The sequence below is a fragment of the Nocardia sp. NPDC047038 genome (genome assembly GCF_040644075.1).
Taxonomy (GTDB): domain Bacteria; phylum Actinomycetota; class Actinomycetes; order Mycobacteriales; family Mycobacteriaceae; genus Nocardia; species Nocardia sichangensis.
Map to the genome: position 1 here is coordinate 407,918 of NZ_JBEYVQ010000001.1, position 25,062 is coordinate 432,979.

The 25,062-nt window shown below is 70.1% G+C and carries 24 protein-coding genes and 1 pseudogene; 17 read left to right on the plus strand and 8 right to left on the minus strand.

Translation table 11 applies throughout. The features are described from left to right. The first annotated feature begins 21 nt into the window (after positions 1 to 21). The 3 genes from ABZ824_RS01955 to ABZ824_RS01965 all read left to right on the plus strand — a co-directional run bounded on the left by ABZ824_RS01955 (position 22) and on the right by ABZ824_RS01965 (position 3,433). Positions 22 to 1,314, plus strand: a complete 1,293-nt coding sequence (locus ABZ824_RS01955; protein WP_356961118.1) for an NAD(P)/FAD-dependent oxidoreductase — start codon at positions 22 to 24, stop codon at positions 1,312 to 1,314. Positions 1,315 to 1,577: 263 nt separating this feature from the next. After that, positions 1,578 to 2,405 (plus strand): GNAT family N-acyltransferase, encoded by an 828-nt coding sequence (locus tag ABZ824_RS01960; protein WP_356961120.1) that lies wholly within the window; start codon positions 1,578 to 1,580, stop codon positions 2,403 to 2,405. Between the two features lie 5 nt (positions 2,406 to 2,410). Continuing rightward, positions 2,411 to 3,433 carry a lysophospholipid acyltransferase family protein gene (locus ABZ824_RS01965; protein ID WP_356961122.1) on the plus strand — a complete coding sequence of 341 codons (1,023 nt, stop codon included), beginning with the start codon at positions 2,411 to 2,413 and terminating at the stop codon, positions 3,431 to 3,433. Positions 3,434 to 3,686: 253 nt separating this feature from the next. Here ABZ824_RS01965 and ABZ824_RS01970 read toward each other — a convergent pair whose 3' ends face one another. Continuing rightward, a complete protein-coding gene (locus ABZ824_RS01970) occupies positions 3,687 to 4,001 on the minus strand; it encodes a hypothetical protein (protein ID WP_356961124.1) in 315 nt (104 codons plus the stop codon). Between the two features lie 262 nt (positions 4,002 to 4,263). Here ABZ824_RS01970 and ABZ824_RS01975 point away from each other — a divergent pair, with 262 nt between their 5' ends. From ABZ824_RS01975 to ABZ824_RS02000, 6 genes are all read left to right on the plus strand, one after another. Further along, entirely contained in the window at positions 4,264 to 5,493 is a 1,230-nt protein-coding gene (locus tag ABZ824_RS01975; protein ID WP_356961125.1) for a cysteine desulfurase family protein, read from the plus strand. After that, entirely contained in the window at positions 5,493 to 6,608 is a 1,116-nt protein-coding gene (gene mnmA, locus ABZ824_RS01980) for a tRNA 2-thiouridine(34) synthase MnmA (RefSeq protein WP_356961126.1), read from the plus strand. The genes ABZ824_RS01975 and mnmA overlap by 1 nt, the downstream gene beginning before the upstream one ends. 72 nt (positions 6,609 to 6,680) lie before the next feature. Beyond that, a complete protein-coding gene (locus ABZ824_RS01985; protein ID WP_356961127.1) occupies positions 6,681 to 7,799 on the plus strand; it encodes a methionine synthase in 1,119 nt (372 codons plus the stop codon). A 358-nt stretch (positions 7,800 to 8,157) separates the two neighbouring features. Next, the gene (gene ligA, locus ABZ824_RS01990) at positions 8,158 to 10,272 is read left to right on the plus strand and encodes an NAD-dependent DNA ligase LigA (RefSeq protein WP_356961128.1); all 2,115 of its coding nucleotides are present in this window, start codon (positions 8,158 to 8,160) and stop codon (positions 10,270 to 10,272) included. A gap of 68 nt (positions 10,273 to 10,340) precedes the next feature. Continuing rightward, on the plus strand, positions 10,341 to 11,036 hold the full coding sequence (locus tag ABZ824_RS01995; protein ID WP_356961129.1) for an SDR family NAD(P)-dependent oxidoreductase: 696 nt from the start codon (positions 10,341 to 10,343) through the stop codon (positions 11,034 to 11,036). Then, on the plus strand, positions 11,033 to 12,079 hold the full coding sequence (locus ABZ824_RS02000) for an S-adenosylmethionine:tRNA ribosyltransferase-isomerase (protein WP_356961131.1): 1,047 nt from the start codon (positions 11,033 to 11,035) through the stop codon (positions 12,077 to 12,079). The genes ABZ824_RS01995 and ABZ824_RS02000 overlap by 4 nt, the downstream gene beginning before the upstream one ends. On the opposite strand, the gene ABZ824_RS02005 is transcribed toward ABZ824_RS02000, so the two are convergent. After that, positions 12,066 to 12,419 (minus strand): hypothetical protein, encoded by a 354-nt coding sequence (locus ABZ824_RS02005; protein ID WP_157170886.1) that lies wholly within the window; start codon positions 12,417 to 12,419, stop codon positions 12,066 to 12,068. The two genes, ABZ824_RS02000 and ABZ824_RS02005, sit on opposite strands and share 14 nt — an antisense overlap. A gap of 109 nt (positions 12,420 to 12,528) precedes the next feature. After that, the gene (locus ABZ824_RS02010; protein WP_356961133.1) at positions 12,529 to 12,885 is read right to left on the minus strand and encodes a Uma2 family endonuclease; all 357 of its coding nucleotides are present in this window, start codon (positions 12,883 to 12,885) and stop codon (positions 12,529 to 12,531) included. A 413-nt stretch (positions 12,886 to 13,298) separates the two neighbouring features. Here ABZ824_RS02010 and ABZ824_RS02015 point away from each other — a divergent pair, with 413 nt between their 5' ends. From ABZ824_RS02015 to ABZ824_RS02025, 3 genes and pseudogenes are all read left to right on the plus strand, one after another. Beyond that, positions 13,299 to 14,543 (plus strand): ATP-binding protein, encoded by a 1,245-nt coding sequence (locus ABZ824_RS02015; protein WP_356961135.1) that lies wholly within the window; start codon positions 13,299 to 13,301, stop codon positions 14,541 to 14,543. Between the two features lie 19 nt (positions 14,544 to 14,562). Continuing rightward, positions 14,563 to 14,886, plus strand: coding sequence for a hypothetical protein (locus tag ABZ824_RS02020; RefSeq protein WP_355078797.1), 324 nt, complete (start codon positions 14,563 to 14,565; stop codon positions 14,884 to 14,886). A 41-nt stretch (positions 14,887 to 14,927) separates the two neighbouring features. Further along, a pseudogene (locus ABZ824_RS02025) lies at positions 14,928 to 15,392 on the plus strand (GNAT family N-acetyltransferase); the annotation flags it as partial. A 110-nt stretch (positions 15,393 to 15,502) separates the two neighbouring features. Here ABZ824_RS02025 and ABZ824_RS02030 read toward each other — a convergent pair. Beyond that, positions 15,503 to 16,153: an amino acid-binding protein gene (locus ABZ824_RS02030; protein ID WP_355078799.1), complete on the minus strand. Its 651-nt coding sequence runs from the start codon at positions 16,151 to 16,153 to the stop codon at positions 15,503 to 15,505. A 315-nt stretch (positions 16,154 to 16,468) separates the two neighbouring features. Here ABZ824_RS02030 and gatC point away from each other — a divergent pair, with 315 nt between their 5' ends. Continuing rightward, positions 16,469 to 16,768 carry an Asp-tRNA(Asn)/Glu-tRNA(Gln) amidotransferase subunit GatC gene (gene gatC, locus ABZ824_RS02035; RefSeq protein ID WP_067797657.1) on the plus strand — a complete coding sequence of 100 codons (300 nt, stop codon included), beginning with the start codon at positions 16,469 to 16,471 and terminating at the stop codon, positions 16,766 to 16,768. Next, complete coding sequence (gatA, locus tag ABZ824_RS02040; RefSeq protein WP_356961137.1) at positions 16,765 to 18,258, plus strand: Asp-tRNA(Asn)/Glu-tRNA(Gln) amidotransferase subunit GatA; 1,494 nt, start codon at positions 16,765 to 16,767, stop codon at positions 18,256 to 18,258. Before gatC ends, gatA begins: the two co-directional genes overlap by 4 nt. A 60-nt stretch (positions 18,259 to 18,318) precedes the next feature. Here the strand turns inward: gatA and ABZ824_RS02045 are convergent, their stop codons facing one another. Then, positions 18,319 to 19,221, minus strand: a complete 903-nt coding sequence (locus tag ABZ824_RS02045; RefSeq protein ID WP_356961139.1) for an SDR family NAD(P)-dependent oxidoreductase — start codon at positions 19,219 to 19,221, stop codon at positions 18,319 to 18,321. 108 nt (positions 19,222 to 19,329) lie between these two features. Here ABZ824_RS02045 and ABZ824_RS02050 point away from each other — a divergent pair, with 108 nt between their 5' ends. Further along, positions 19,330 to 19,917: a TetR/AcrR family transcriptional regulator gene (locus tag ABZ824_RS02050; RefSeq protein ID WP_356961141.1), complete on the plus strand. Its 588-nt coding sequence runs from the start codon at positions 19,330 to 19,332 to the stop codon at positions 19,915 to 19,917. A 108-nt stretch (positions 19,918 to 20,025) separates the two neighbouring features. Here ABZ824_RS02050 and ABZ824_RS02055 read toward each other — a convergent pair whose 3' ends face one another. From ABZ824_RS02055 to ABZ824_RS02065, 3 genes are read right to left on the minus strand one after another with little or no spacing between them, the layout of a single operon-like run. Beyond that, a complete protein-coding gene (locus tag ABZ824_RS02055; protein WP_356961143.1) occupies positions 20,026 to 20,472 on the minus strand; it encodes an SRPBCC domain-containing protein in 447 nt (148 codons plus the stop codon). A gap of 55 nt (positions 20,473 to 20,527) precedes the next feature. Further along, entirely contained in the window at positions 20,528 to 21,892 is a 1,365-nt protein-coding gene (locus ABZ824_RS02060) for an alpha/beta-hydrolase family protein (RefSeq protein ID WP_356961144.1), read from the minus strand. After that, entirely contained in the window at positions 21,889 to 22,683 is a 795-nt protein-coding gene (locus tag ABZ824_RS02065; RefSeq protein ID WP_356961146.1) for a hypothetical protein, read from the minus strand. The genes ABZ824_RS02060 and ABZ824_RS02065 overlap by 4 nt, the downstream gene beginning before the upstream one ends. 167 nt (positions 22,684 to 22,850) lie before the next feature. Between ABZ824_RS02065 and ABZ824_RS02070 the strand changes: the two genes are divergently transcribed. Next, complete coding sequence (locus ABZ824_RS02070; RefSeq protein ID WP_356961147.1) at positions 22,851 to 24,080, plus strand: histidine kinase; 1,230 nt, start codon at positions 22,851 to 22,853, stop codon at positions 24,078 to 24,080. A 314-nt stretch (positions 24,081 to 24,394) separates the two neighbouring features. Continuing rightward, positions 24,395 to 25,060, plus strand: coding sequence for a response regulator transcription factor (locus ABZ824_RS02075; RefSeq protein ID WP_356961148.1), 666 nt, complete (start codon positions 24,395 to 24,397; stop codon positions 25,058 to 25,060). The last annotated feature ends 2 nt before the right edge of the window (positions 25,061 to 25,062 follow it).

Sequence of the window (25,062 nt, forward strand, 5' to 3'; positions counted from 1 at the left end):
TAATGAGAGAAGGAGGCTGTCATGCAGTACGTGGACGCGGGAATCGAAACCGCGGGTGTCGTCATTGTCGGATCGGGGTTCGGCGGGCTCGCCGCCGCCAAGCAACTGGCCAAGTCGGGGGTGGACTATGTGCTGATCTCCAGCACGCCCGAGCATCTGTTCCAACCGCTGTTGTACCAGGTAGCGACCGGTGTGCTCACATCGGAGGAGATCGCGCCGCCGATCGCGGGCATCCTGCGCCGCCATCGCGAGGCCGACGTTCGCCTCGGCACCGTGGTCGGCATCGATCCCGACCGCGCCATCGTCACCTACGAACACGAGGGCGTTTCGCACCGCATCCGCTACGGCTCGCTGATCGCGGCCACCGGCGCGAGCCAGTCCTACTTCGGCCGCGACGACTTCGCGGAGAAGACCTATTCGCTCAAGACCATCGATGACGCGCGGCGGCTGCGCGCCCAGATCGCGCGCGTCTTCGCCGAAGCCGCGCAGGCCGACGAGCAGACCAGGCGCAAGCTGCTGAGCTTCGTCGTGGTCGGCGCGGGCGCGACCGGCGTCGAGGTGGCCGGTCAGCTGAAGGAGCTGGCGAAACGGTATTACCACCAGGAGGTTTCGGTCACGCTCGTGGAGGGCGCGGGCGAGGTGCTCCCGCCGTTCGGCGGCGGGCTGTCGGAGTACGCGAAGAAGTCGCTGACCGGCAGCGGCGTGGAGGTGCTGCTCGGCACCTTCGTCACCGACATCGAGCACGGCAAGGTCACCGTCAAGAGCGCCGACGGGGTCGAGCATGCCATCGCGGCCGAGACCGTGGTGTGGTCGGCGGGCGTGCAGGCGGGCGGGTTCGCGAAGATCCTGGCCGAGGCCACGGGCGTGGCGACCGACCGGGCCGGCCGGCTGCTGATCAACCCCGATCTCACCGTCGGCGGCTACGCCGACATCTACGCCATCGGCGACATGACCTCGCTCAACGGCTACCCCGGGCAATCGCCGGTGGCCATGCAGGAAGGCAGGCACGCCGCCGACATCATCCGCCGCAAGAAGCAGCCCGGCACGCCCTTCACCTACTGGGACAAGGGCAGCATGGCGGTGATCAGCCGGTTCAGCGCCGTGACGAAGCTGAACGACCGCATCACCTTCCGCGGTGTGATCGCCTGGTTCATGTGGCTCGCGGTGCACCTGTTCTACCTGGTCGGTTTCCGCAACCGCTTCGCCGCGGTCGCGTCCTGGCTGGTCGCGTTCATCTTCACCGGGCGCCCCGGTTTCGCCGAGGAGGAGGCGACCGCGCCGAAGGTACTCGCCGCGGAGAGGCGAGCCGCTTAAATGGCTTCTCGCACCTGAGAATCGCGTCGCGCACGATCGAAAGCGGCGCGATTCACGGTGCGCGCGGCATTCACGCTGCCCAGGAACGAACCGCGACTCGCATGGTAAACCGCATGTCGGAAGCGGTTTCGGTGCGGGAGGGCGAACGCGGTGGAACCGTTCGGTGAACGCTCGGTGTGACAGCCGTCTCGTTCACCCAACCGGCATCGTGGCGACACTTCGAGGTTGCTGGGGCGCATTGTAGGGCTGGCTTCATCGTGGATATGACTATTTCGTCCGTGCTGACAGCCCCGGCTCGACCGACGGACTCCGGGGAGGGGCGGTCGCGTTACTCGCTGGTGGTCTCCTCCGACCTCGATCACCGCGTCGCCGCGCAGCGCCTGCGCTACAACGTGTTCGCCAACGAGCCGGGTTTCCGGATTCCGGACGACGGCAGCGGTTTGGACGCCGACCATTTCGACGAGCACTGCGACCACATGCTGGTGCGCGACGACGCCGGCGGGGAATTCGTCGGCTGCTACCGGATGCTGCCGCCGGACAAGGTCGCCGCGGCGGGCGGGTACTACACGGCGACGGAATTCGATCTCGCTCAACTGGATCCGGAAGGCATTCGGATCGTCGAGATGGGCCGCGCGTGCGTGGTCCCCGACCACCGCAACGGCTCGGTGCTCACCCTCATGTGGGCGGGGATTTTGCACTACATCCAGCTCACCGGCTACGAGTGGGTGATGGGCTGCGTGTCGGTGCCGATGCAGGACACCCCGGCCGACCCGCCCGGAGTGAACGTGCGCGGCGTGCGCGACATGCTGCTCGGGCGGCACTCCTCCGACCCGGAGCGTCGGGTGCACCCCTACAACCCGGTGATCGTCGACGGCAAGACCCTCGACGAACTGACCCCGCCGTCGCGGCCGAAGCTGCCCCCGCTGGTGCGCGGCTACCTGCGGCTGGGCGCGGAGATCTGCGGCGAGCCCGCCCACGATCCCGCCTTCGCGGTCGCCGACTTCGTCGTGCTGCTCGGGCTGAACACCATCAACACCCGCTACCTCAATCGCCTACAAGACGCCGCCGCGTCGTTCGACGGGGGACGGTGAGGACCGTGGTCTTCGACGCGCCACCCGCCACGTCCGCCGCGCACGCATGGATGCCGTCGAGCCCCTGCGGTTCCGGCTGCATCGATTCGGTCGACCAAGTCGGCCCGGCGCGGGTGGCCGCCCGGCTGGCCGGAGTCGCCGGTCTGCTGCTCAGCTACCCGATCGCGCACGCGGTGACCCCGCGCGGCAAGCGCGCGCCGTTGCAGCGCGGCTACGCGCGCCTACTGCTCGGTTCCATCGGCCTGCGGTTGCGCGTCGTCGACAACCGGGTGACCGCGGAAGAGCGCGGTGTCGTCGATGAGGGCGACACCACGCTCGCACCCGCCGGTTTCGGCGCCGCAGGCCGGGGTGTGCTGATCGTCACCGGGCACATCAGCTGGACCGACATCGTCGCCTTGGCCTCGGTGCAGCCGCTCGGCTTCGTGGCCCGCGCCGACATGCTGGACTGGCCGATGATCGGCAAACTCGCCGAGTTGATGCGGGTGATCCCGATCGAACGCGAGAGCCTGCGGCAGTTGCCGGGCGTAGTGGCCGCGGTCGGAGCGCGGCTGGCCGCCGGTGAGCGGATCGGCGTCTTCCCCGAGGGCACCACGTGGTGTGGCCGCGCCTACGGCAGCATGCGTCCCGCGTTGCTCCAGGCGGCGGTCGACACCGGCACCCCCGTGCAGCCGGTGCGATTGCGGTACCTGGACCGGCACGGCGTGCCGTGCACGGTGCCCGCTTTCGTCGGCGTCGACACCTTCGGCTCCTCCGCCGGGCGGGTGCTGCGTTCGCGCGGAATGGTCGCCGAAGTGGTGCTGGAACCGGTGCTGGAACCCGGCCCCGACCGGCGCGAACTGGCCCGCCGCTGCGAGGCCGCGGTCCGCGGCACCGCGTCGCCACGCCACGGTGCGGAAACCACGGAGTGGATCGAGGCGGGGCACACCCGAGTCCAGGACCCGTCGCTCGCGACCGACGCACCAGAAGTGCGCCGCCCGCGCCGCCGCCCGATGCTGCGCGGGCGCCGGAGTGCTGCGGTCGCGCGGTAACGCGACAGGTTTCGCGAGTGGCACACCATCGAGAGGTCCACTCGCGGTTTGCCACAGCCATGTGCCACTCGCAGACGTTTCGCGGTACGCACGGTGTTCGGCATCATGGCTGCGGGTGCCTCGTGGCGCATCGGTGTGGGCCTGGCTCGCTCCCGTCCACGCCGTGATTGTGATCACCGGCGTCGAATGCTGGAGGGCTGCACCGAGTCCGGGGCGAGCCGATGTCGGCCCGCCCCGGATATAGGGAAAGAACTCAGAAACCGCTTCCCGTCGGCGGCCGCCACCCGTGGTCCCACCCGGGCCTGCCGTGATCCCAGTCGTCGTGGCGGTTGCGGCCGCGGAACCAGTCGTCGTTGCGGCCGCGATCCCAGTCGTTGTGCCTGCCGCGATTCCAGTCGTCGTGGCCGTGGCGGCCGTGGGTCGCATCGAGCTGGTCGGCCTGCTCGAGCACGATCGGGTCGGCGAGCGCGGGCACCGCGACGGCGGCGACCGGCATCAGGGCGAGTACGGACGCGGCCGCGGCGCGCGCCAGCACGCGTCGCGTGCGTCCATGGGTGTGATGGTCCATCGGAACTTCCTCACTATCGATTCGTCCGGGCGTCGACCGCTCGGCGTCCCGGCCCCGGATCCACTCCCGGAACGGAACGGATCGGCGATCAACACGCTGAACAACGTACCGCTAAATAGCGGTACATTCAATAGGTGAAAACCCTGAGATTCCGCCGGTCGCAGGGCGTTCAAGCCTGAACCGGGTCCGTGAACGGACCCCGCGCGAGCGGGCGAGCAGGGGGGAATAACCGGCGAAGGGTGACGGCTATCCTTAACTGGTCATGAAGTCGGCTTTTTCGGGTCCGGTCAACGGTGCTGCGCCCCAGACGGTCTACCTCGATCACGCGGCCACCACACCGATGCTGCCCGCGGCCATCGAGGCGATGACGGCTGCCTTGCGCAGCACGGGCAACGCGTCCTCGTTGCACGGCTCCGGGCGCGCCGCCCGTCGGCTGCTGGAGGAGGCGCGCGAGTCGATCGCGGCCGACCTGGGCGCCCGGCCCTCGGAGGTCATCTTCACCTCCGGCGGCACGGAGAGCGACAACCTGGCGGTGAAGGGCATCTTCTGGGCGCGCCGCGACGCCGATCCGCGCCGGAACCGGATCATCGCCAGCTCGGTCGAGCACCACGCGGTGATCGACGCGGTGGAGTGGCTGGAGCGGCACGAGGGCGCGGAAGTCACCTGGCTGCCGGTCGACGCCGAGGGCGTGGTCGCGGCCGGAGCGCTGCGCGCCGCGCTCGCCGCCCATCCCGACGAGGTCGCGCTGGTCACCGTCATGTGGGCGAACAACGAGGTCGGCACGATCCAGCCGATCGTCGAACTCGCCTCCGTCGCAGCCGAATTCGGCGTGCCGATGCACAGCGACGCGGTGCAGGCGGCGGCGCAGCTGCCCATCGACTTCGCCGCGAGCGGCCTGTCCGCGGCCAGCTTCGCCGGGCACAAGGTCGGCGGCCCGCACGGTATCGGGGTGCTACTGCTCGGCAGGCAGGTGCCGTGCGTGCCGCTGCTGCACGGCGGCGGGCACGAGCGCGACCTGCGGTCGGGCACCTCGGACACGGCGGCCGCGATCGGGCTGGCCGCCGCGCTGCGCCAGACTTCGATCGAACTACACGCCCGGACCGCCGAGCTGGTCGCGTTGCGGGACGCGTTGATCGACGGCATCCGCGCGACGGCGCCCGACGCGGTGCTCAACGGTCCGGTCGGCGAACGGCGGCTACCCGGCAACGCGCACGTCACTTTTCCCGGCTGCGAAGGGGATTCGCTACTGATGCTGCTGGACGCGGCGGGGATCGAATGCTCGACCGGTTCGGCGTGCACCGCGGGCGTCGCCACGCCCAGTCACGTGCTGATCGCGATGGGTGTCGAACCCTGGCAGGCGCGCGGATCGCTGCGCTTCTCGCTGGGGCACACCTCGACGCGTTCCGACGTCGACGCAGTACTGAAAGTCTTGCCGCAAGTGGTGGAGCGGGCCAAGGCCGCAGGCCTGGCCGGTGCGAAAGGAGGTGTTTGATGCGGGTACTCGCCGCGATGAGCGGTGGTGTGGATTCGGCCGTGGCGGCGGCGCGTGCCGTCGACGCCGGTCACGAGGTGGTCGGGGTGCATCTGGCGCTGTCGGCGACACCGGGCACGCTGCGCACCGGATCGCGCGGTTGCTGCTCGAAGGAGGACGCGGGTGACGCCCGGCGCGCCGCCGACGTGCTCGGCATCCCGTTCTACGTCTGGGATTTCGCCGACCGCTTCAAGGAAGACGTCATCGACGACTTCGTCGCGGCCTACGCGGCGGGCGAGACGCCGAACCCGTGCCTGCGCTGCAACGAGAAGATCAAGTTCTCCGCCCTGGCCGACCGGGCGGTGGCGCTCGGCTTCGACGCCGTGGTCACCGGGCACTACGCGCGGCTCGAGGACGGTGTGCTGCGGCGCGCCGTCGACGCCGACAAGGACCAGTCCTATGTGCTGGCGGTGCTGACCGCGCAGCAGCTCTCGCGCGCGATGTTCCCGGTGGGCGACACCCCCAAGCCACAGATCCGCGCCGAGGCCGCCGAGCGCGGGCTCGCCGTCGCGAACAAGCCCGACAGCCACGACATCTGCTTCATCCCCTCCGGCGACACGCGCGCCTTCCTTGGCGCGAAGATCGGCATCCGGCCCGGCGCGGTCGTCGACGCCGACGGCCGGGAGCTCGCGCGGCACGAGGGCGTGCACGGATTCACCATCGGCCAGCGCAAGGGCCTGGGGTTGCCGGGTCCCGCCGCCGACGGCAAGCCGCGGTACGTCACCGGCATCGATCCCGAGTCCGGCACGGTCCGCGTGGGGTCGGCCGAGGACTTGCAGGTCTGGACGATCGAGGCGGAGCGCGCGATCTGGACGTCCGGCTCCGCGCCCGCGGGCCCGATCGAGTGCGTGGCGCAGGTGCGCGCGCACGGCGGCACCGCGCCCGCGGTGGCCGAGGCGGTGGGCGACGGACTGCTCGTGCGGCTGCGCGAGCCGCTGACCGGCGTCGCGCGCGGCCAAGCCGTGGTCGTCTACCGTCCGGATCCCGCGGGTGACGAGGTGATCGGCAGCGGGACCATCTCCGGCACCGCGCAAGAGTCTGTCACGAGTGAAACGGGGGCCGAGGCGGCGCGGTGATCCCGCACCATCCTCCGGTGTCGTCCGGTGCGGAAAACTGGGCTGTGACCGTCGAGAACGGCGGGTCCCGTAATGGCGGAATCGATCGGATGGAGTGCGGCAACGGTGTACGAGACCGGCACGGATGACGTGACGCGAGATGGCGGGACGGACGTGACCGCCGAGCCGGTGCGTTTGCGAGGCGGCGTCGCCACCGGCGTCGGCTCTTGGCCGGGCACCGACCCGCGCGAGGCCGCCGCGACCATCGTCGGCGAACTCGGTGAGTTACCGCACCTGGTGGAGCTGCCCGGTCGGGGCGCGGGCGCGGACCTGATCGGCCGCGCCTCCGCGTTGCTGGTCGATCTGCGTTTCGACACCACCTCCAGGGGCTATCGACTGGCGCCGCGCCCGGGTTCGGTCTCGCGGCGCGCCCATGACCTGCTGCGGACCGATCTGGACGCGCTCGAGGAAGCGTGGGAGAACGCGGGCCTGTCCGGTCGCGGCCGGACGGTGAAGGTGCAGTCGGCGGGCCCGCTGACGCTGGCCGCGCAGGTCGAGTTGCCCGGCGGTCATCGCGTGCTCACCGATCCCGGCGCGGTGCGCGACCTCTCGGAGTCCCTGGCCGAGGGGCTGGCGCAGCACGTGGCGGAGGTGCGCAAGCGGCTCGGCGCGCAGGTCGTCGTGCAGCTGGACGAACCGTCGCTGACCGCCGTGCTGGACGGCTCCCTGCGCGGGGTGAGCGTGCTGAACACCGTGCGCGCGTTGCCCGAACCGGAAGCGCTGGCCGTGCTGGACGCGGTGATCACCGCACAGTCCGCGCCGGTGCTGGTGCACAGCTGCGCCGAGCCACCCGCGCTCGGTGCGCTGCGCCGTAGCGCCGCCGCGGGGATCGGGTTCGACCTGAGCATCATCGGCACCGGGCAACTCGACGAGGTCGGGGAGGCGCTGGAAGCGGGCAAGCAGCTGGTGCTCGGTGTCGTCCCCACCGAGGCGCCGGCCACGACGGTCACCTGGCGGACCTTCGCCGAACCGGGCGTGCGGCTGATCGATCGGCTCGGCTTCGGCCGCCGCACGCTGGCGGAGCGGGTCGCGGTCAGCCCGGCATGCGGACTGGCGGGCGTCCCGCTGGAGTGGAGCAGACGAGCGCTGCGCTTGGCCGCGGATGTCGCGCGCGCGTATACCGAAGAGCCGGAGGACCTTTCGTTCTCCTGACGTCGTCGTGTGAGAACGCGAATCCCCGCCCGGACCGACCGCCTTCGTGCCGGAACCAGCTCGGTTGTGGGCAGTCGGGGGGAGCCCCGCTCACGGGATCGTCAGCGCCGAGAGAGAACTACGCTGCGCATGGTGCAGCCCCCGGAACGCCCGGTCGTTCAGAGCGGCACAAGGCTTCCAAATCAGCGGCGCGGGCATCATGCCGTGGTGTGGGCGCCGCAACGGCGAGCTGGGGCAAGGCCGCCGGAACGCTGTGCTCGCGCCGAGAAACGGACCGGCCGGAATTCGTGTCCGCCAGGGCGGCGACGTGCGCGAACACGGCGGCTCCCTGTCGGTGGCCTCCGCTAATGTGCGATGGGTGAGTGACAGCGAGAGCGCGGCGGCCCCGGCGACGCCAGAGCAGCGGGTGGACTGGCAGCAACTCGCGGACGAGGTGCGTGAGCATCAGTTCCGCTACTACGTCCGGGACGCGCCGATCATCTCCGACGGCGAGTTCGACGCGCTGTTGCGGCGGTTGCAGGCCATGGAGGACGAGCATCCGGACCTGCGCACGCCGGACTCGCCGACCCAGCTGGTCGGCGGTGGGTTCGCGACCGATTTCACCGCCGTCGACCATCTCGAGCGGATGCTGTCGCTGGACAACGTGTTCGACGTCGACGAGCTACGCGCCTGGGCCGCCCGGGTGGAGGCGGAGACCGGGCCGGATCTGCACTATCTGTGCGAGGTCAAGATCGACGGCGTCGCGCTGAACCTGGTCTACGAGAACGGCAGGCTGGTCCGTGGCGCCACCCGAGGCGACGGACGCACGGGTGAAGACGTGACGCTCAACGCGCGCACCATCGATGACATCCCCGGCGAGCTGAACCCCAGCGACGAGTTCCCGATCCCGCGACTCCTGGAGGTCCGCGGCGAGGTGTACTTCCGGCTGGAGGATTTCGAGACGCTCAACGCCGCCATCGTGGCCGAGGGCAAGCCGCCCTACGCCAACCCGCGCAACACCGCGGCCGGTTCGCTGCGGCAGAAGGATCCGTCGGTCACCGCGCGGCGCAGGCTGCGCATGATCTGTCACGGCTTCGGCCGGATCGAGGGCTACACGCCGACCTCGCAATACGAGGCGTACCGCGCGCTCGCCGCGTGGGGCCTGCCGGTGTCCGAGCACACCAGACGGGTGCAGGGCATCGACGCGGTGATCGAGCGGGTCGCGTATTGGGGCGAGCACCGGCACGACATCGAGCACGAGATCGACGGCCAGGTGATCAAGGTCGACGAGACCGCGCTGCAACGCCGCCTCGGCTCCACCTCGCGCGCTCCGCGCTGGGCGATCGCCTACAAGTACCCGCCCGAGGAGGCGACGACCAAGCTGCTGAACATCCAGGTGAACGTCGGCCGCACCGGGCGGGTGACGCCGTTCGCGGTGATGGAGCCGGTGTCGGTCGCGGGGTCGACGGTCGCGATGGCCACCCTGCACAACGCGGCCGAGGTCAAGCGCAAAGGCGTGCTGATCGGCGACACGGTCACCATCCGCAAGGCGGGTGACGTGATCCCCGAGGTGCTGGGGCCGGTGGTGGACGCGCGCCCCGAAGACGCGCGCGAGTTCGTCATGCCGACGCACTGTCCCGAATGCGGCACCGAACTGCGCCCGGAGAAGGAGGGCGACGCCGACATCCGCTGCCCGAACCAGCAGTTCTGCCCGGCCCAATTGCGCGAGCGCGTCTACCACGTGGCAGGCCGCGGCGCTTTCGACATCGAGGCCCTCGGTTACGAAGGCGCGATCGATCTGCTGAAGTCCGGCGCTATCACCGACGAGGGCGACTTGTTCGACTTGGACGAGGCGACGCTGCTCACCACGTCGCTCTACGCCAACAAGAACGGCAGCCTCTCCGCCAACGGCAAGCGGCTGCTGGAGAACCTGGCCGCGGTCAAGAACCGGCCGCTGTGGCGGGTGCTGGTCGGCCTGTCCATCCGGCACGTCGGCCCCACCGCGGCGCGGGCGCTCGCCGCCGAGTTCGGCAGCTTGGACCGCATCGAGGCGGCGTCGGTCGAGGAATTGGCCGCCGCCGACGGCGTGGGCCCTACCATCGCGGCCGCGGTGGCGGAGTGGTTCACCGTCGACTGGCACCGCGCCGTGGTGGCGAAGTGGCGGGCCGCGGGTGTGCGGATGGAGGACGAGCGGGACGAATCCATCGAGCGCAACTTGGAGGGTCTGTCCATCGTGGTGACCGGTTCGCTGCAAGGCTTCACCCGCGACGGCGCCAAGGAGGCGATCCTGGTGCGCGGCGGCAAGGCGGCCAGTTCGGTTTCGAAGAAGACCGCGTTCGTGGTGATCGGTGACGCGCCGGGGTCCAAGGCCGCCAAAGCGGAGGAACTCGGTGTGCCGATTCTCGACGAGGAGGGGTTCCAGCGGCTGCTGGCCGGTGGTCCCGAGGCGGTCACGCCGGAGACGGCCGCGGAGGACGCCGAAGCCGAGGAGTGATCGGCGCTTGACCTGAAGATACGTTGAGGTATGAGGATCGACTGGTAGGCGACTACCAGGAGGTCATCATGTCTCGTCCTACCGCACTGATCACCGGCGCATCGGCAGGATTCGGCGCTGCGCTCGCGCGGGCGCTGATCGAACAAGGGTGGCGGGTGCTGGGGACCGGGCGTCGTGCCGACCGGTTGACGCGGGTGGCCGCCGAACTCGGGCCGTCGTTCCAGGCGGTCCCCGGCGACGTCACGGATCCGGCGGATCGCGCCCGGTTGGCGGACGCCGCGCGCGGTGCGGGGGAACTCGCCCTCGTGGTGAACAACGCCAGCCGTCTCGGGCCGAGTCCGTTGCTGGGCCTCGCGGACTATCCACTCGACGAGTTCGAGCGCGTCTTGCGCACGAATGTGGTCGCACCACTGGCGATTCTGCGCATCGTGCTGCCGCTGCTGCGGCCGGACGGCGTCGTGGTGAACATCAGCTCCGACGCAGCGGTTGAGCCGTATCCCACGTGGGGTGGATACGGTTCGTCGAAGGCAGCGCTCGACCAGCTCACGGCGATCCTCGGTGCGGAACATCCGGGCCTGTCCATCTACGCGTTCGATCCCGGCGACATGCGTACCGAGATGCATCAGGCCGCGTTTCCCGGCGTCGACATCTCCGATCGGCCCGAGCCCGCGACAGTGGTGCCCGCGCTGCTGCGGTTGCTCGCCGAGAAGCCGAAGAGCGGGCGTTATGCCGCCGCGGATTTCGTGGCCGGGCGGGCGTCATGACGGTGCGGACCGAACTGCCGTTCTTCGATCTGTCCCCCGATCGCAACGCCACCCTCCCGCCCGAGGCGAGAGGGATGGCGCGCGACGAGGTCCGTTTGCTCGTCGTCGAGGACGGTCTGACGCACGCCCGATTCCGAGAGCTGCCCGACCGCCTGCACCCGGGCGACCTTCTGGTGGTGAACAACTCGGCGACCATGTCGTCGGCGGTCGACGCCACGGTGGATGGAGAGCCGGTCGTGCTGCATTTCTCCACCTGGCTGGACGACGGCCGCTGGGTGGTCGAGGTCCGGACCACCGAGCGCACTCCCTATCCGTCCGAGCGGCTCTCGGCCGGGACCGTGTTGCGATTGCCGGGTGCGACGGCCACACTGCGGGCGCCCTGGCTTCCCGGCGGACGTCGTCTCTGGAGCGCGGACGTCACCGGCGACGTGTTCGGGTTGCTCGCCGCACACGGCCACCCCATCACGTATGCCTATGTGCCGCAGCGGTGGTCGGCGGCCTATTACACGACGGTCTTCGGCAGGGTGCCGGGCAGCGCGGAAATGCCGAGCGCGGCACGGCCGTTCACCGAGCGTGTGGTGTTGGATCTGATCACCGCAGGGATTGCTCTCGCGCCGATCACCCTGCATACCGGCGTCTCCTCGCCCGAGGCCGGGGAACCGCCGAGCCCGGAACGGTTCGCCGTTGCCGCCTCGACGGCGCGGCTGGTGAACGACACGAAAGCCGCCGGCGGGCGGGTCATCGCGGTGGGCACGACGGTGACGCGGGCGTTGGAGACCGCCGCCGACCCGTCGGGACTGGTCCACGCGTCGCGCGGGTGGACCGACCTGGTGCTCGGCGCACGGCGACCGGCACGCGTGGTGGATGGTCTGATCACCGGTTGGCACGCGCCCGGCGCATCACACCTGGATCTCCTGGTAGCAGTGGCGGGGGAGGAAACCGTCGCCGCCGCGTATGCCGCCGCCGTGGACACCGGCTACCTGTGGCACGAGTTCGGCGACAGCGCTCTGCTGTTCGGGCGTGACCCGCTCAGTGGACCGTGACCGTGGCGCCCAGCTGGCCCGCGATGTCGAACCGCCCGCAACGGCCGTCGCTCAGGTCGAGCTTCTGGGTGATGATCTTGCCGCGGCGATTCTTGAACGTCGCCTCGGCGGACACGTCGGCGCTCGCCGTCGAGCACACCTTCGACACCACGCCGGGCGGGTCGTAGCTGACCGTCCCTCCGCCCTGGCAGGTGTTCGTGCTGTTGGCCAGGAACACGCGTGCGGTGCCCTCCGGACACGGCGCGTCCGCCACCGCCTCCGGCGCCACGGTCAGCGAGCCCAGCGCGAGCGCGGCGACGGCGGAGCCTCCGACCACTACGCGACGAACCGTCGATCCCATCGTTACCCTCATCCCATCGAACAACTTCGGCAGTACGCCGCGGCAAGACCGCAGCGTGCAGGCATGCTAACCCGCTATCACGCCTGCTGTCCTGGCGACGGTCGTCCAGCTACCGGGAGAACAGCAGATCATCCACGGCGATGGTGGTGTCGGCGTAATGGACGGGAATGTGGTCGCCGGGCCGGTACCTGGTCCGAGTGCGATAACCCTCCGACGTCGGTTCGGTGTGTTCGTAGATCACGTCTTTGGTGACGACCCAATAGGTCGGATATCCGGCGCGGCTGTACAGATCCGCCTTGCGGTTGAGATCCTGCACCACCGTTTCGTCCGAAACCTCCACCACAAGAAGGACATCGGAAGCCGCCCACACCGACAGCTTGTTGCCGATCAGGTCGACGGGCTCGGCCTGAGCGAAGTGCCCAGCAGTCGGGATCGGGCAACGACTGACCGGTAGGTAGGGTCGCATTGGTCACTTCGACACCTGCCCGCGGCAGCCGACCGACGATCCGGCCGACTGTGAACCCGGGCCAGTCCCCGATAACCACCGGCCATACCTCCCCCTCGACGAGTTCGACACGATGGTCGAACGCGCCCGCCTCCCACGCGCGCAGGAACTCGCTGCGCGTCCAGCGGTAGGCGATCGAAGCCTCGGTCATGCGATCAGGGTGCCGTGCCGCCGATCGCGCAGCCATCGGTCGCAGACCTGTTCGCCCAGGTAATGCTCGTGATCGAACAAAGAGAGGGAGGACGTTCGAGCCTTCGGCGAACCGTGTGTTGGCTCGGTGCGCGTGTCGCCGACGTGGGGCAAGATCAGGCGCGGATCGCGGACGCTACCGGCCTGATGTCGCCCACCCATGCCACAGACGGAAGTATGGCGGCATGCTGCGCAGTTTTCAGGTGACCAATCACAGATCGCTGGCCGACGAGCAGGAGTTGCGGCTCACCAGAGGAAGCGGGCCGGTGGCGGTGCCGGTGACCGCCGTGCACGGCGGCGCCGCTGCGGGCAAGACGAACCTGATCGACGCGCTCGGGCAGATGCGCGACGCGGTGTTGCACTCGGTGACCGGGTGGGACCCGTACGCGGGCCCGGTGCGGGCGCCGCATCTCGGATTCCCGGACCGGCCTTCGGAGTTCGTGGCGGCGTTCGTCGCCGAGGGCGTGCCGTACACCTACGGGTTCCGGCTGGACAACGCCGACGTGACGGCGGAATGGCTGCACACCCATCCGCGCTCGCGCAAGCGAATCGTGTTCGAGCGCAACGGGGAACAGATCAAGATCGGCCCGATGTTCGAGGCCGCGCGCTACGGGATCACCGCGCTGGCTCCGCTGGTTCGTCCGAACGCGTTGCTGCTCAGCCTCGCCGGTCAGATGTATTCCGATGCGCTCGTGCCCGCCTACCGCTGGTTCGATTCCATGCTCGAAGTGCAGCGCGGTCCCGCCGAACCCGACGCCATCGCCCATCGGCTGGGCAGTCACATCTCCCGATCCCCGGACAACGCGGCGCGGCTGCTGATGCTGCTGCGCACGGCCGAGCTGGGCATCACCGACCTGCTCGTCGCCGAAAACGACCCGTTGTACGCCGACTACCTGCGTGATCTGGACGCCGACATCGCCGGTCTCGGCAAGCAGATCGATCTGTGCGCCTCCTCGCCCGGCCACGCCGATCAGTTGCTGCGCGACAACGGCCTGACCCCGGTGCTGCTCGAACGTGAGCTGACCAATCTGAAGGCCGCGCGCGATGCCTTGTACACGCGCATGGTGGCCCGGCGCGGCGTCGGCCTGAGCCTGGTGCACGACGGCATCGACGCCCCGTTCGGCATCGGCGACGAATCCTCCGCCACGCTGTCGTTGCTGCGGGTCCTGCCCGCCATGCTCGACGCGCTGGACGAGGGCCGTGTGCTCGCCGTCGACGACATCGGCGCGTGCCTGCCCGCGGAGGAGACCGATCGGTTGATCCAGCTGTTCCAGAATCCGGAGACGAATGCGCGCGGGGCGCAGTTGATATTCACCACGAACAATCGGACGCTGATCGATCGGGGCAACGGACGATCGCAACGCACCCGCACATCGGTCTGGCAGGTACGGCGCACGGCTCAGGGCGCCAGCGACCTCACGCCGGTGTGACGCGACTTAGCATGGGGGCATGTTGGAGTTCGTCGCGCTGGTAACCCTGACCGCGGTGCTGGTGTCGCTGATCGTGTTCACCATCCGCGGCAAGCGGGGCTACCGCCCGGCGAACCCGGAGGAGGGGACGCTGTACGTCACCGGTGTGAGCCCGCGCCCCGACGCGACGGGCGAACAGTACGTGACCATCACCGGGAATCTGAGCGGTCCTTCCGTCTCCGGCAAGGTCGTGTACGGCCGTTTCGCCTGGGACACGAGTTCCTGGCCGTCGATCGGCGACCTGCTCACCGTCGTCTATCCGGCGGGCAAGCCCGACCGCTGGCAGATTTCTCGTCCCGGCTGAGCGGTCGCCGTGCCGTGGCCCACACTATGGTCGATGGCATCATGCCGGGTATGGATGAGCGGGACGTGGGTGTCGTCGTCCGGGCGGCGCGGCCCGAGGAGTACGCGACGATCGGCGACTTGACGGTGGAGGTCTACGTCGGCGAAGGCTACGTGGCAACGGGCAGCTGGTACGCGGGCGAGCTGGCCGACACCGCCCGCCGCGCCGCCTCGGCCCGGGTCCTGGTCGCCACGCACGCGGGCCGGATCGTCGGCTCGCTGACGGTCGCACCCGCGGGCAATCCGTACGCGGAGATCGCGCTGCCGGGTGAGCTCGAGTTCCGCATGCTCGCCGTCGCGAAAGCCGCGCGCCGACTCGGCGCCGGGACGGCACTGGTGCGCGCCGTGCTCGATCTCGCCCGCGCGGAAGGTTGCGCGGCGGTCGCCCTCACCACCATGGCCGCCATGGTCGACGCCCGGCGGATATACGATCGCTTCGGCTTCGTCCCCGTACCGAGCCGGGACTGGCGTACCCCCGCCGGGGAGCTGCTGCATGTGCTCCGGCTACCGCTCGGCCCTTCTGGCGATTCCGCCCAGGTAGTCGTCCGCGGCGCGGAATCCGCTGCGCCGCTTGCGAATCAGCCGAGGACGGTGGCGACTATCCCGGCGAGGTAGCCGAGCCGGGCCACCTCGGAGGGCCGGAAGTCGGGGCCGCCCGGCCTGCCGAGCAGCAGCACCTTTCCGGTGTTGCCGAGCGGAGCGGCGGCGAGTTTGGTGTCCATGTCCCGCCAGATCTCGGGCACCCAGTCGGCTTCGGGGTCGAGCACCGTCGGCTTCTCCAGCGGCATCCACGGTGCCGAACCCGCTTGTGTCTGTGGCGCACTCGGGCTGCCGACCACCCGGTAGGCGCCGTGCGGCCCGATGTCGATGATCGTGCTCCAGCCGACCCGCAGCACCCGCGGCACACCATCCACCAGCACCTGCATCCGGTCGTCGCGAGCGCTGGCCACGTGATCGATGAGCTCGAGTTCGCGATGGGTGTCGAGCACGCCGGAGTACGGGCGGATCGAGTCCACGTGCACGTCGCCGATCGATTCGGCGGCGGTGATGAGGGTGTCGGGGAGTGCGCCGGAGGGCACCTCGACGACCAGATCGTCGACGGCGTAGCCCGCGCCGCGTTCGACCACGTCCAGCGAGAGGATGTCGGCACCGACGGAGCCGAGTGCGAGGGCGAGCGCACCGAGGCTTCCCGGTCGATCCGGAAGTTGCACGCGGAGCAGATACGACACGTGCGTTTCCTTTCTTAGGGCGGCCGAGGCTCTGAACGGATACCCGGGTGACGCAATACTTACACCCCTTACGGCCGGTTATCGAGTCGAAGACCGGCGAGTGACGCGCGCCACTCGATGAATTCACGCGAAACCGGCGTGTCGGGCTAGCCCGAGCGGCCGTGTCGCGCGCCGGAGGGGGTTGCCGGGGGCCTGCTGGGCGATGGTTCCTCCGCCGCGCCGACGAAGCCCGGGTGCCGGGTGGTGACCCGGTCCCCGGTGGCTAGGCTGTGTGGGTTGAGCACTGTTGATAACGAAGCCGAAAGGGGTCCCGCGGTGCCCGCCATCTCCCGCGACGAGGTCGCACACCTCGCCCGGCTGTCCCGGCTCGCGCTGTCCGACGCGGAACTGGATCAGTTCGCCGGACAGCTGGATTCGATCCTGAGCCACGTGCGGACCATTTCCGAGGTAGCCGCCGCCGACGTCCCGGCTACGGCGTCGCCGAACCCGGCGACCAATGTGACCCGTCCCGACGAGGTGGTGCCGGGCCTGACCCCGCGGGAGGCGCTGTCGGGCGCGCCCGCCGTGGACGAGCAGCGGTTCATGGTGCCGCAGATTCTGGGGGAGGGCGAATGAGCGCAGCATCGCATCACGATTCCGTCTTGACGACGCTGTCGGCGGCCGAGCTGGCCGACAAGATCCACGGCCGCGAGCTGTCCTCGGTCGAGGTCACCCAGGCGCACCTGGACCGGATCGCCGCGGTCGACGGCGAGTACCACGCCTTCCTGCACGTCGCGGGAGAGCAGGCGCTAGCGGCCGCGGCCGCGGTGGACGCCGCGATCGCCTCCGGCTCCGAGCCCGCCTCGCCGCTGGCCGGAGTCCCGTTGGCGCTCAAGGACGTGTTCACCACGACGGACATGCCCACCACCTGTGCGTCGAAGATCCTCGAGGGTTGGGTGTCGCCGTACGACGCGACCCTCACCACGCGGTTGCGCGCGGCGGGCATCCCGATCCTCGGCAAGACCAACATGGACGAGTTCGCCATGGGCTCCTCCACCGAGAACTCCGCCTACGGTCCCACCCGCAACCCGTGGGACACCACGCGCATCCCGGGCGGTTCGGGCGGCGGCTCCGCGGCGGCGCTGGCCTCCCATCAGGCCCCGCTGGCCATCGGCACCGACACCGGCGGATCGATCCGCCAGCCCGCGGCCGTCACCGCCACCGTCGGCACCAAGCCCACCTATGGCACGGTGTCGCGCTTCGGCCTGGTCGCGTGCGCGTCGTCGCTGGACCAGGGCGGTCCGTGCGGTCGAACGGTGCTGGACACGGCGCTGCTGCACGAGGTGATCGCCGGATACGACCCGCGCGACTCCACCTCGCGCGACGTGCCGGTGCCGCCGGTGGTGGCCGCCGCGCGCGCCGGGGCGCAGGGCGATCTGCGCGGCGTCAAGATCGGCGTGGTGAAGGAACTGCACTCCGACAGCTACCAGCCCGGCGTGCTCGCCTCCTTCGACGCCGCCGTGGCGGTGCTGAAGGATCTCGGCGCCGAAGTGATCGAAGTGTCCTGTCCGCACTTCGAATACGCGCTGTCGTCCTACTACTTGGTGATGCCGTCGGAGGTGTCGTCGAACCTCGCGCGGTTCGACGCGATGCGCTACGGCCTGCGCGTCGCCGACGACGGTCAGCACAGCGCCGAGCAGGTCATGGCGGCCACGCGCGCGGCCGGGTTCGGCCCCGAGGTCAAGCGGCGCATCATGATCGGCACCTACGCGCTGTCGGCGGGCTACTACGACGCCTACTACGGCCAGGCGCTGAAGGTGCGCACGCTGATCGCCCGCGACTTCGACAAGGCCTACGAGCAGGTCGACGTGCTCGTCTCGCCGACCAGCCCGTTCACGCCGTGGAAGCTGGGCGAGAAGGTCGACGATCCGCTGGCCATGTACCTGTCGGACCTGTGCACCCTCCCGACCAATCTGGCCGGTCACCCCGCCATGTCGGTCCCCTCCGGGCTGAGCAAGGACGACGGCATGCCCGTCGGGCTCCAGATCATGGCCCCTGCCCTCGCCGACGATCGCCTCTACCGGGTGGGCGCGGCCTACGAGGCCGCTCGCGGTCCCGTCGCCTGATATTTCGCACCGAGCCGCTCGGCTCACCGCACCCGCGGTGCCGAGCGGCTCGGTGAACAATCAGGCGGGCCAGGTGAATTCGGGGTCGCCGGCGTAGTCGGCGCGGCGTTGATCCAACGCGAGTGCGACCATCTGGTGCGCGCCAGGCCCGATGATCTTGCGTAGCGGGGGATTCGGCATGTTCACCAACTCGATCAGACCCGCGGCGCCGACCTCCGGAGGCGCTTCGATCCACTCGGACTCGGTGTCGGCGCCCGATTCGACCGGAGCGGCAGGCTCGTTCGGTGTGTTCGCCGGCTCGGCTTCGGTCGACTCCGTTCCGGTCGCCTCGGCCGGGTAGTCCGGCATGCCCAGGATGGCGTTACGTACCGGCGCATAGGCGGGAATGCCGCTGGCGAATCGCATGCTCGACTTGGCCCAGTCGGTGTCGAAGCCGCCCATCTGCGCGAGCGTGACCCGGATGCCGAAGGGGCGCAGTTCGTCCGCGAGCGAGGCGCTGAATCCCTCCAGTGCCCACTTGCTCGCGTTGTACAGCCCGAACAAGGGGAGACTGCCCACGGCCCCGACCGTGGAGATCTGCACGATGTGTCCCGAACCCTGCGTGCGCAGATGGGGCGCCGCCGCTTGGGAAACCCAGAGGGCGCCGAAGAAGTTGGTGTCCATCTGGTCGCGGATCTGTGTCTCGGTCAGTTCCTCCACGGCGCCGACCAGGCCGTAACCCGCGTTGTTGACGAGCACATCGATCGTGCCCGTCAGCGCGAACGCCTTGTCCACGGCGGCGATCACGCCGGCGCGGTCGCGAACGTCCAAGGGCAACACGGTGAGACGGTCGTCGGCAATGCCCGCGAGGTTCTCCGGGTTTCTGGCGGTCGCGACGACGCGATCCCCCTCGGCGAGCGCGGCCGTCGTGAAGGCGCGGCCGAGTCCGCGGCCTGCGCCGGTGATGAACCACGTTCTGGTCATGGGCGATCCTTTCGTCGCGAGACGCTCCGTCTCGTCGGATACCGTGCCAAGTCGCTCGCGCCTTGTCAAGACGAGACGTTTCGTCTCGTCATCTGCTACCGTGACGGCATGCCCGAGACTCCCGCCGCCGCGCGCCGCAGCGAGCGCTCCCGTGCGGCGATACTCGCCGCGACCGCCGAGCTGATCCGTGAGGTGTCCTACGCGAAGCTGGGCATCGAGGCCATCGCGGCCCGCGCGGGTGTCGGCAAACAGACGATCTACCGCTGGTGGCCGTCGAAGGGGGCGGTGGTGTTCGACGCCATGCTCGAATCCGATTCGGGGCCGGAGGGTCCGGCGCTACCGGACACCGGCGACATCGCCGCCGATCTGCGCCAGTTGCTGCGCGGTTCGGTCGTCGCGCTGACCGATCCCGGGTTCGAATCCTTCCTCCGCGCGATGTACATCGAGATCCAGCAGGACGCCGAGTTGGGCGCCGCCTACCGTGAGCGCCTGTTGCTGCCTCAGCGCGCCGCCGTCGCCGACCGTTTGGCCGCCGCGGTCGCCGCCGGTGAACTGCGTGCGGACCTCGATCTCGAGCTCGCCGTCGATCTGCTACTCGGTCCGGCGCAGATGCGGTGGTCCCTCGGGCTCGGTGGTCTCACCGAGGAATACGCCGATGCCGCGCTCGACGCCGCGCTGGCCTATCTGCGCGCGTGAACCCGTCCGGTCCGACTCGGGTTCCAGCGGCGTGGACTCCGACGGCGTCCGACTCCAGCAGGCCGGTTCGGCAACAAGGAGTCGTTCGGCGCCCGAGGGTTTCCATCGTCAGGAAGCCCGCAGCGCTTCGGTCTGCTTCTGGATGCCGTCGGTCATGCCCTCGAAACCCCGGCGCAGATTCTTGCCCAGCGATGCGACGACCACGGGATGCAGCCATCCGCCGAGTTCGAAATGGGATTCGTAGCGAGTGCGGTTGTCCGGAAGCGGCGTCACGGTGTGGGAGCGCAGGCTGTGCAGCGCGCCCAGGGGTACGGGTTTCATCGCGTAACTCAGCTCGCGGCCCTGGGTGTGCGAGCGGATCCATTCCCGCTGCTTGCGCGGCTTCGAGCCGGAGACCTGGACGAGCATGTCGATCGGCTCGCCCGGCACCAGCGAACTGCGGCACTCCGTGACGAAGGGATTCCATTCGCCGTAGCGCGGGAAGTCGGTGATCACCTGCCACACCAGGTCGGCTGGGGCGTCGATGTCGGCGGCGAGGTCGATGACGAAGGCCATGAAGAAATTAGAACATGTTCTATGGCGGTTGCGGGCGAGTGGCGTGCCGAACAGCTCAGCACGAGCCCATCGCCGTCCCTTGATCCTGGCCGTACCGGTGGCCGTGGCCCGGCGGAGCGTGCAGCGCGGCGAGCAGATCGGCGGTGGTCTGCGCGAAGCTGAGCACCGGAAGCCATTGCGGAACCGGAGCGTCGACGCGGGCGCCGGTCAGGTCGGGCGCGCGCCACAGCTGGGAAAGCGACCAGTGGATCACCGGATCCGAGCTATTGGCCAGCACGGTCGCGCCGGCGCGGTGGACATTGTCGGCCGGTGGACCCGCCCAAAGAACCGCGCAGGTTCGGTCGTCCTGCTCGGCGTCGTCGGCGAAGACGGCGTTGCCGCCCAGAGCGCCCAGGCTCTGCCCGTACAGGTACAGCTTCGGCTTGTGCGCCAGGCTTTGGATGTGGCGCTCGACGGCGGTGAACAAGGCGCGAGCGGCCGTCACCGCCGATTCCCGGCCGAACACGAACGTCGCCCAGCTCGGGAGATAGGAGTATTGCAGCCCGACCAGCGCCACGTCACCGCCGAAGCGCCGATCGAACCCCGCCACGGCGTTCGCGTCGATCCAGCCCGATCCGGTGGGCACCGTGACGACCAGGTGCGAGCGCGCGAAGCCGCCCGACCGTTCCAGTTCCCGGATCGCCAGCGCGACGCGGCTGTCCAGGTCGGGTGCGGAGGCCACCCCGACGTAGACTCGCACGGCGCGCACCGACGCGTCGCTCACGAATTTGCGCCCCTCGGCGCCCAGCGACGTCCAGCTCACCGCCGACTCCGCGCTACCCGACCCGGCGTGCGAAACCGGTCGCACCAGAGTGGGATCCAGCTCGGCGTTGGCCCGCGCGTACGCCGCCTCCCGCCATCCGACCACCGCGGGCACACCGACCAGGTACAGCAGCACCGCCGCGACGGCGGCCAGCGAGACGCTCCGCGACCAGCCCAGTTTCCGCCAAGACCAGGCGATCGAGCGGGTGGCGGCGGCGAACAGCCCGACGATCAGCGCCGCGCCGAGCGCGCAGCGCACCCAGTAGTCGGCGCCGATCGGCGGCGTGCCCATCGCGGCGCGCAGCCGGTTCTGCCAGTGTCCCGCGTTCGCCGCTGCTCCCACCACCAGCACCGATATCGCGATCAGCAGGGGCAGCCGCAGCCACGCATGGTGCCGATCGAAGTCGAAACCCCGTCGCCGCACGATGATTCGCAGCGTTCCGGCCACGCCGAGCGTCAGCGCCGCGAGGAGCCCGGTCAGCACGGCTTGCGCGCCCGGTGTGCGAGGGAGCAGACCCGGGGCCAACGACGCCAGTGTGCCGAGCCCGATGCCGAGTGTCGTGCCGATCCGCGGCGGTCGCGCCTGGAGTCGGAGACGGCGGTTCGGGAACGCCGTCATCGCCGCACCGTTGCCGCGACGGACGCAGGTGGCGGGCAATCCGCGAGTCCGGAGCCACGCCGCCGGTTGTGGACGACGAGAGCCGCGCTCAGGCCGGCGATTCCGGCGGCGAGCACGCCGAGCAGCTTCCAGCTCGACGCGGAGTCGGACTCGGCGGCGTCGAACAGGGGCTCGACCACCGGTACGCCGTAATCCTGCCGCCGCGAGTTCAGATCGACCGCGGTGTTCGCGATCGATGCCATCGCATCGCAGCGGGCGCGGGAGAACGGGTCCACGCGGGTGGCGCAGGCCTGGTGCATCTGCCGGTCCAGCGACGCGTCGAGGGCCTGCCGCGCCCACGGGCCCAGCGGTTCGCCGCGCTGGTCGGCGTAGCGCAACAGGTCGTAGCCGAGGTCATGGGCCTTGCACGCGGTGTCGAACTCGGCGGGCAGCGTCACCGGGGACGAGCAGTCGCCGTCCGGATCGACCAGCAAACCGTCCACCGTGCTGGGCCGGTAACCGAACGACGCGACGAAGTCCGCCGGGATCGCGGTGAGCGCGTCGGGGCCACCGGCGGCCAGCTCGGCGACGGCGGCGCTCGCCTGCGGGCTCTCGATCGGCGCGGCCGCCGCGGCGGCCTGCGGGGCGGGGGAGAGGAAGACCGTCGCCGCCACGGTGGTCAGCGCGGTCGCGGTGAGCGCGGCGTAGCGTCGCGTGTGCGCGGTGACGGAAGAGGCTGCGGCGGAATGATTTCGGGCTCCTACGGCCGAAGCGAACCGGGTCTCGCGCCCGGCGCTGGTCGGTGTGCTCATGGCGACGACGTTAGGGGCCGGCTTTCCGGTCCCGCCTCACGCCCAAGGAGGTTTCGCGCGCCGTGCCGCCGGGGGAGCCGCCGCGCCGCCTCACACCGGGGTAGCGGGGCGGAAATCACCCGTGGGTATGAGGCCGCGGTGAACTGGGAGTTCCTAGTGTCGTAGGCATGAACCGAGAAAGTCGCGGCTGGACGCGACGGCTGGACGCGCGGACCTGGTTCGACCTGGGCACGGTGCTGGTCGCGCTGATCTGGTACGCGGTGGCCTGGCCGACCCTGCACCTGACCCACGCGGTGCCCGCCGCGGCGCAGCCGTTCATCGCGGCGCTCGCCGCGTTCCCGGTGCTGCTCGTCCGGGTCAACCCGGCGCTGGGCTGGGCCATCTCGGCGGGCTCCGCGCTGGTGATCGCGCTGGCGATCCCGCATCAGCCGAACAACGACCTGCCGTTCCAGGTCGTGCACGTGCTCTGTGTGCTGGTGCTGCTGTTCGCGGTGGCGTTGCGCGCCCCGGGACAGATCGTGGCGGTGTCCTGGGCGGCGACCGCGCTGCTGTTCGCGACCACCATGCCCGGCGAGGGCGAAGCGTTCGCGAACGCCGCGTGGGGCTGGCCGATCGCGCTGGCCGCGCTGGTGCTGTTCGGACTGCTCGTCCGCTGGCTGGCGCTGTCGCGGCGACAGCTGGTGCGCCAGGAGGAGGAGAACGAACTCGAGCGGGCCCGCAGGGCCATCTTGGAGGAGAAGGCGCGCATCGCCCGCGATCTGCACGACGTCGTGGCCCACCACATGTCCTTGGTGGTGGTGCAGGCGCAGACCGCGCCGTACCGGGTCGAGGGCGTCACCCCGGCCGCGCGCGCCGAGTTCGAGTCGATCGGCGCCACGGCGCGCGAAGCGCTCAACGAGATCCGCGGCATGCTGGGTGTGCTGCGCAGCGACGGCCAGTTGCCCGAGCACGCGCCCCAGCCGAAGGCGGCCGACGTGATCGGCCTGTTCGAAGGCGCGCGCCGCGCTGGTGTCCGTATCGAGTGGATCGTCGAGGGTGCGCTGGACACGATCCCGGAGACCACCGGCCTCGCCTTGTTCCGCGTCGTGCAGGAATCATTGTCCAACGCCTCCCGGCACGCCCCGGGCGCGCCGGTCAAGGTGCGTATCGCCCGCGACGCGGAGCTGCTGCTCGACGTCGATAACGAGCCGGGGGCCGCGCCCGCCCGGACGGTCGGCAACGGCGGCCACGGCATCGCGGGTATGCAGGCGCGAGCGCTGGCCGTGGGCGGCGAGGTGACGGCGGGGCCGCGCGCGGACGGTGGATTCCGGGTCCACGCGCGCTTCCCGCTCACCGTGCCGGAAGCGGCTGCCGCAGTTGTCGGTGCCGGCGCTGTGCACGGCGAACCAGGACGCTGAGCACCGCCGGGAGGATGCGCAGTGCGCTGCGGGTTCCTGCGGATGCCGATCGGAGGCAGCGACGGAAGGCAGGTGCCGCCGTTGCACAAAGCAACCGAGGCTGCCGGGCACGACACCGAATCGGGAGTTGAGCGGTGTCGAGACATCGCATCAGAGCAGACCGTGGCTGCAGCGCCCGAGCGGCGATCAGATGTGCTGGCCTCGGACACGGGCCGAGCGTGCCCGTCGATGCACAGTCGGGACGGTGGGCCCTGGCATGCTCGTGCGTCCGGTCGGCGCGACGCGCAGTCGTACGGGGCAATTAGGGTGAGCTGGTGGCAATTACGGTGTTGATCGCCGACGACCAGGCGATGGTCCGTCAGGGGTTCGGGGCGCTGCTGGCCGCGCAGCCGGATATCAGCGTGGTGGGCGACGCGGCGGACGGCAAGGTCGCGGTGGCCGAGGCGAAGCGGCTGCGCCCGGACGTCGTGCTGATGGATGTGCGCATGCCGGAGATGAACGGGCTCGACGCGGCCCGCGCCATCCTGGCGGCCGGGTTCGACCCGCCGGTGCGCGTACTGATGCTCACCACCTTCGACGTCGACGACTACGTCTACGAGGCGCTGAGCCTCGGCGCCAGCGGGTTCCTGCTCAAAGACGCGCCCGCCGAGGAACTGGTCCGCGCGGTGCGGGTGGTCGCCGACGGTCAGGCGCTGCTCGCGCCCACGGTCACCCGCAGACTCATCGCCGACGTCACCCGCCGCCGCAGCGCTGCCCGCGCCAAGCCGTCGCCGCAGCTGTCCGCGCTGACTCCCCGGGAGCGGGAAGTGCTGGAACTGATCGCGAAAGGCATGTCGAACTCCGAGATCGCCGAAACCCTGTTCGTGGCCGAGCAAACCGTGAAAACCCATGTCTCCAAGGTGTTCTCGAAGCTGAATCTGCGCGACCGGGCGCAAGCCGTGGTGCTGGCCTACGAAACCGGCTTGGTCACCCCGGGCTGAGC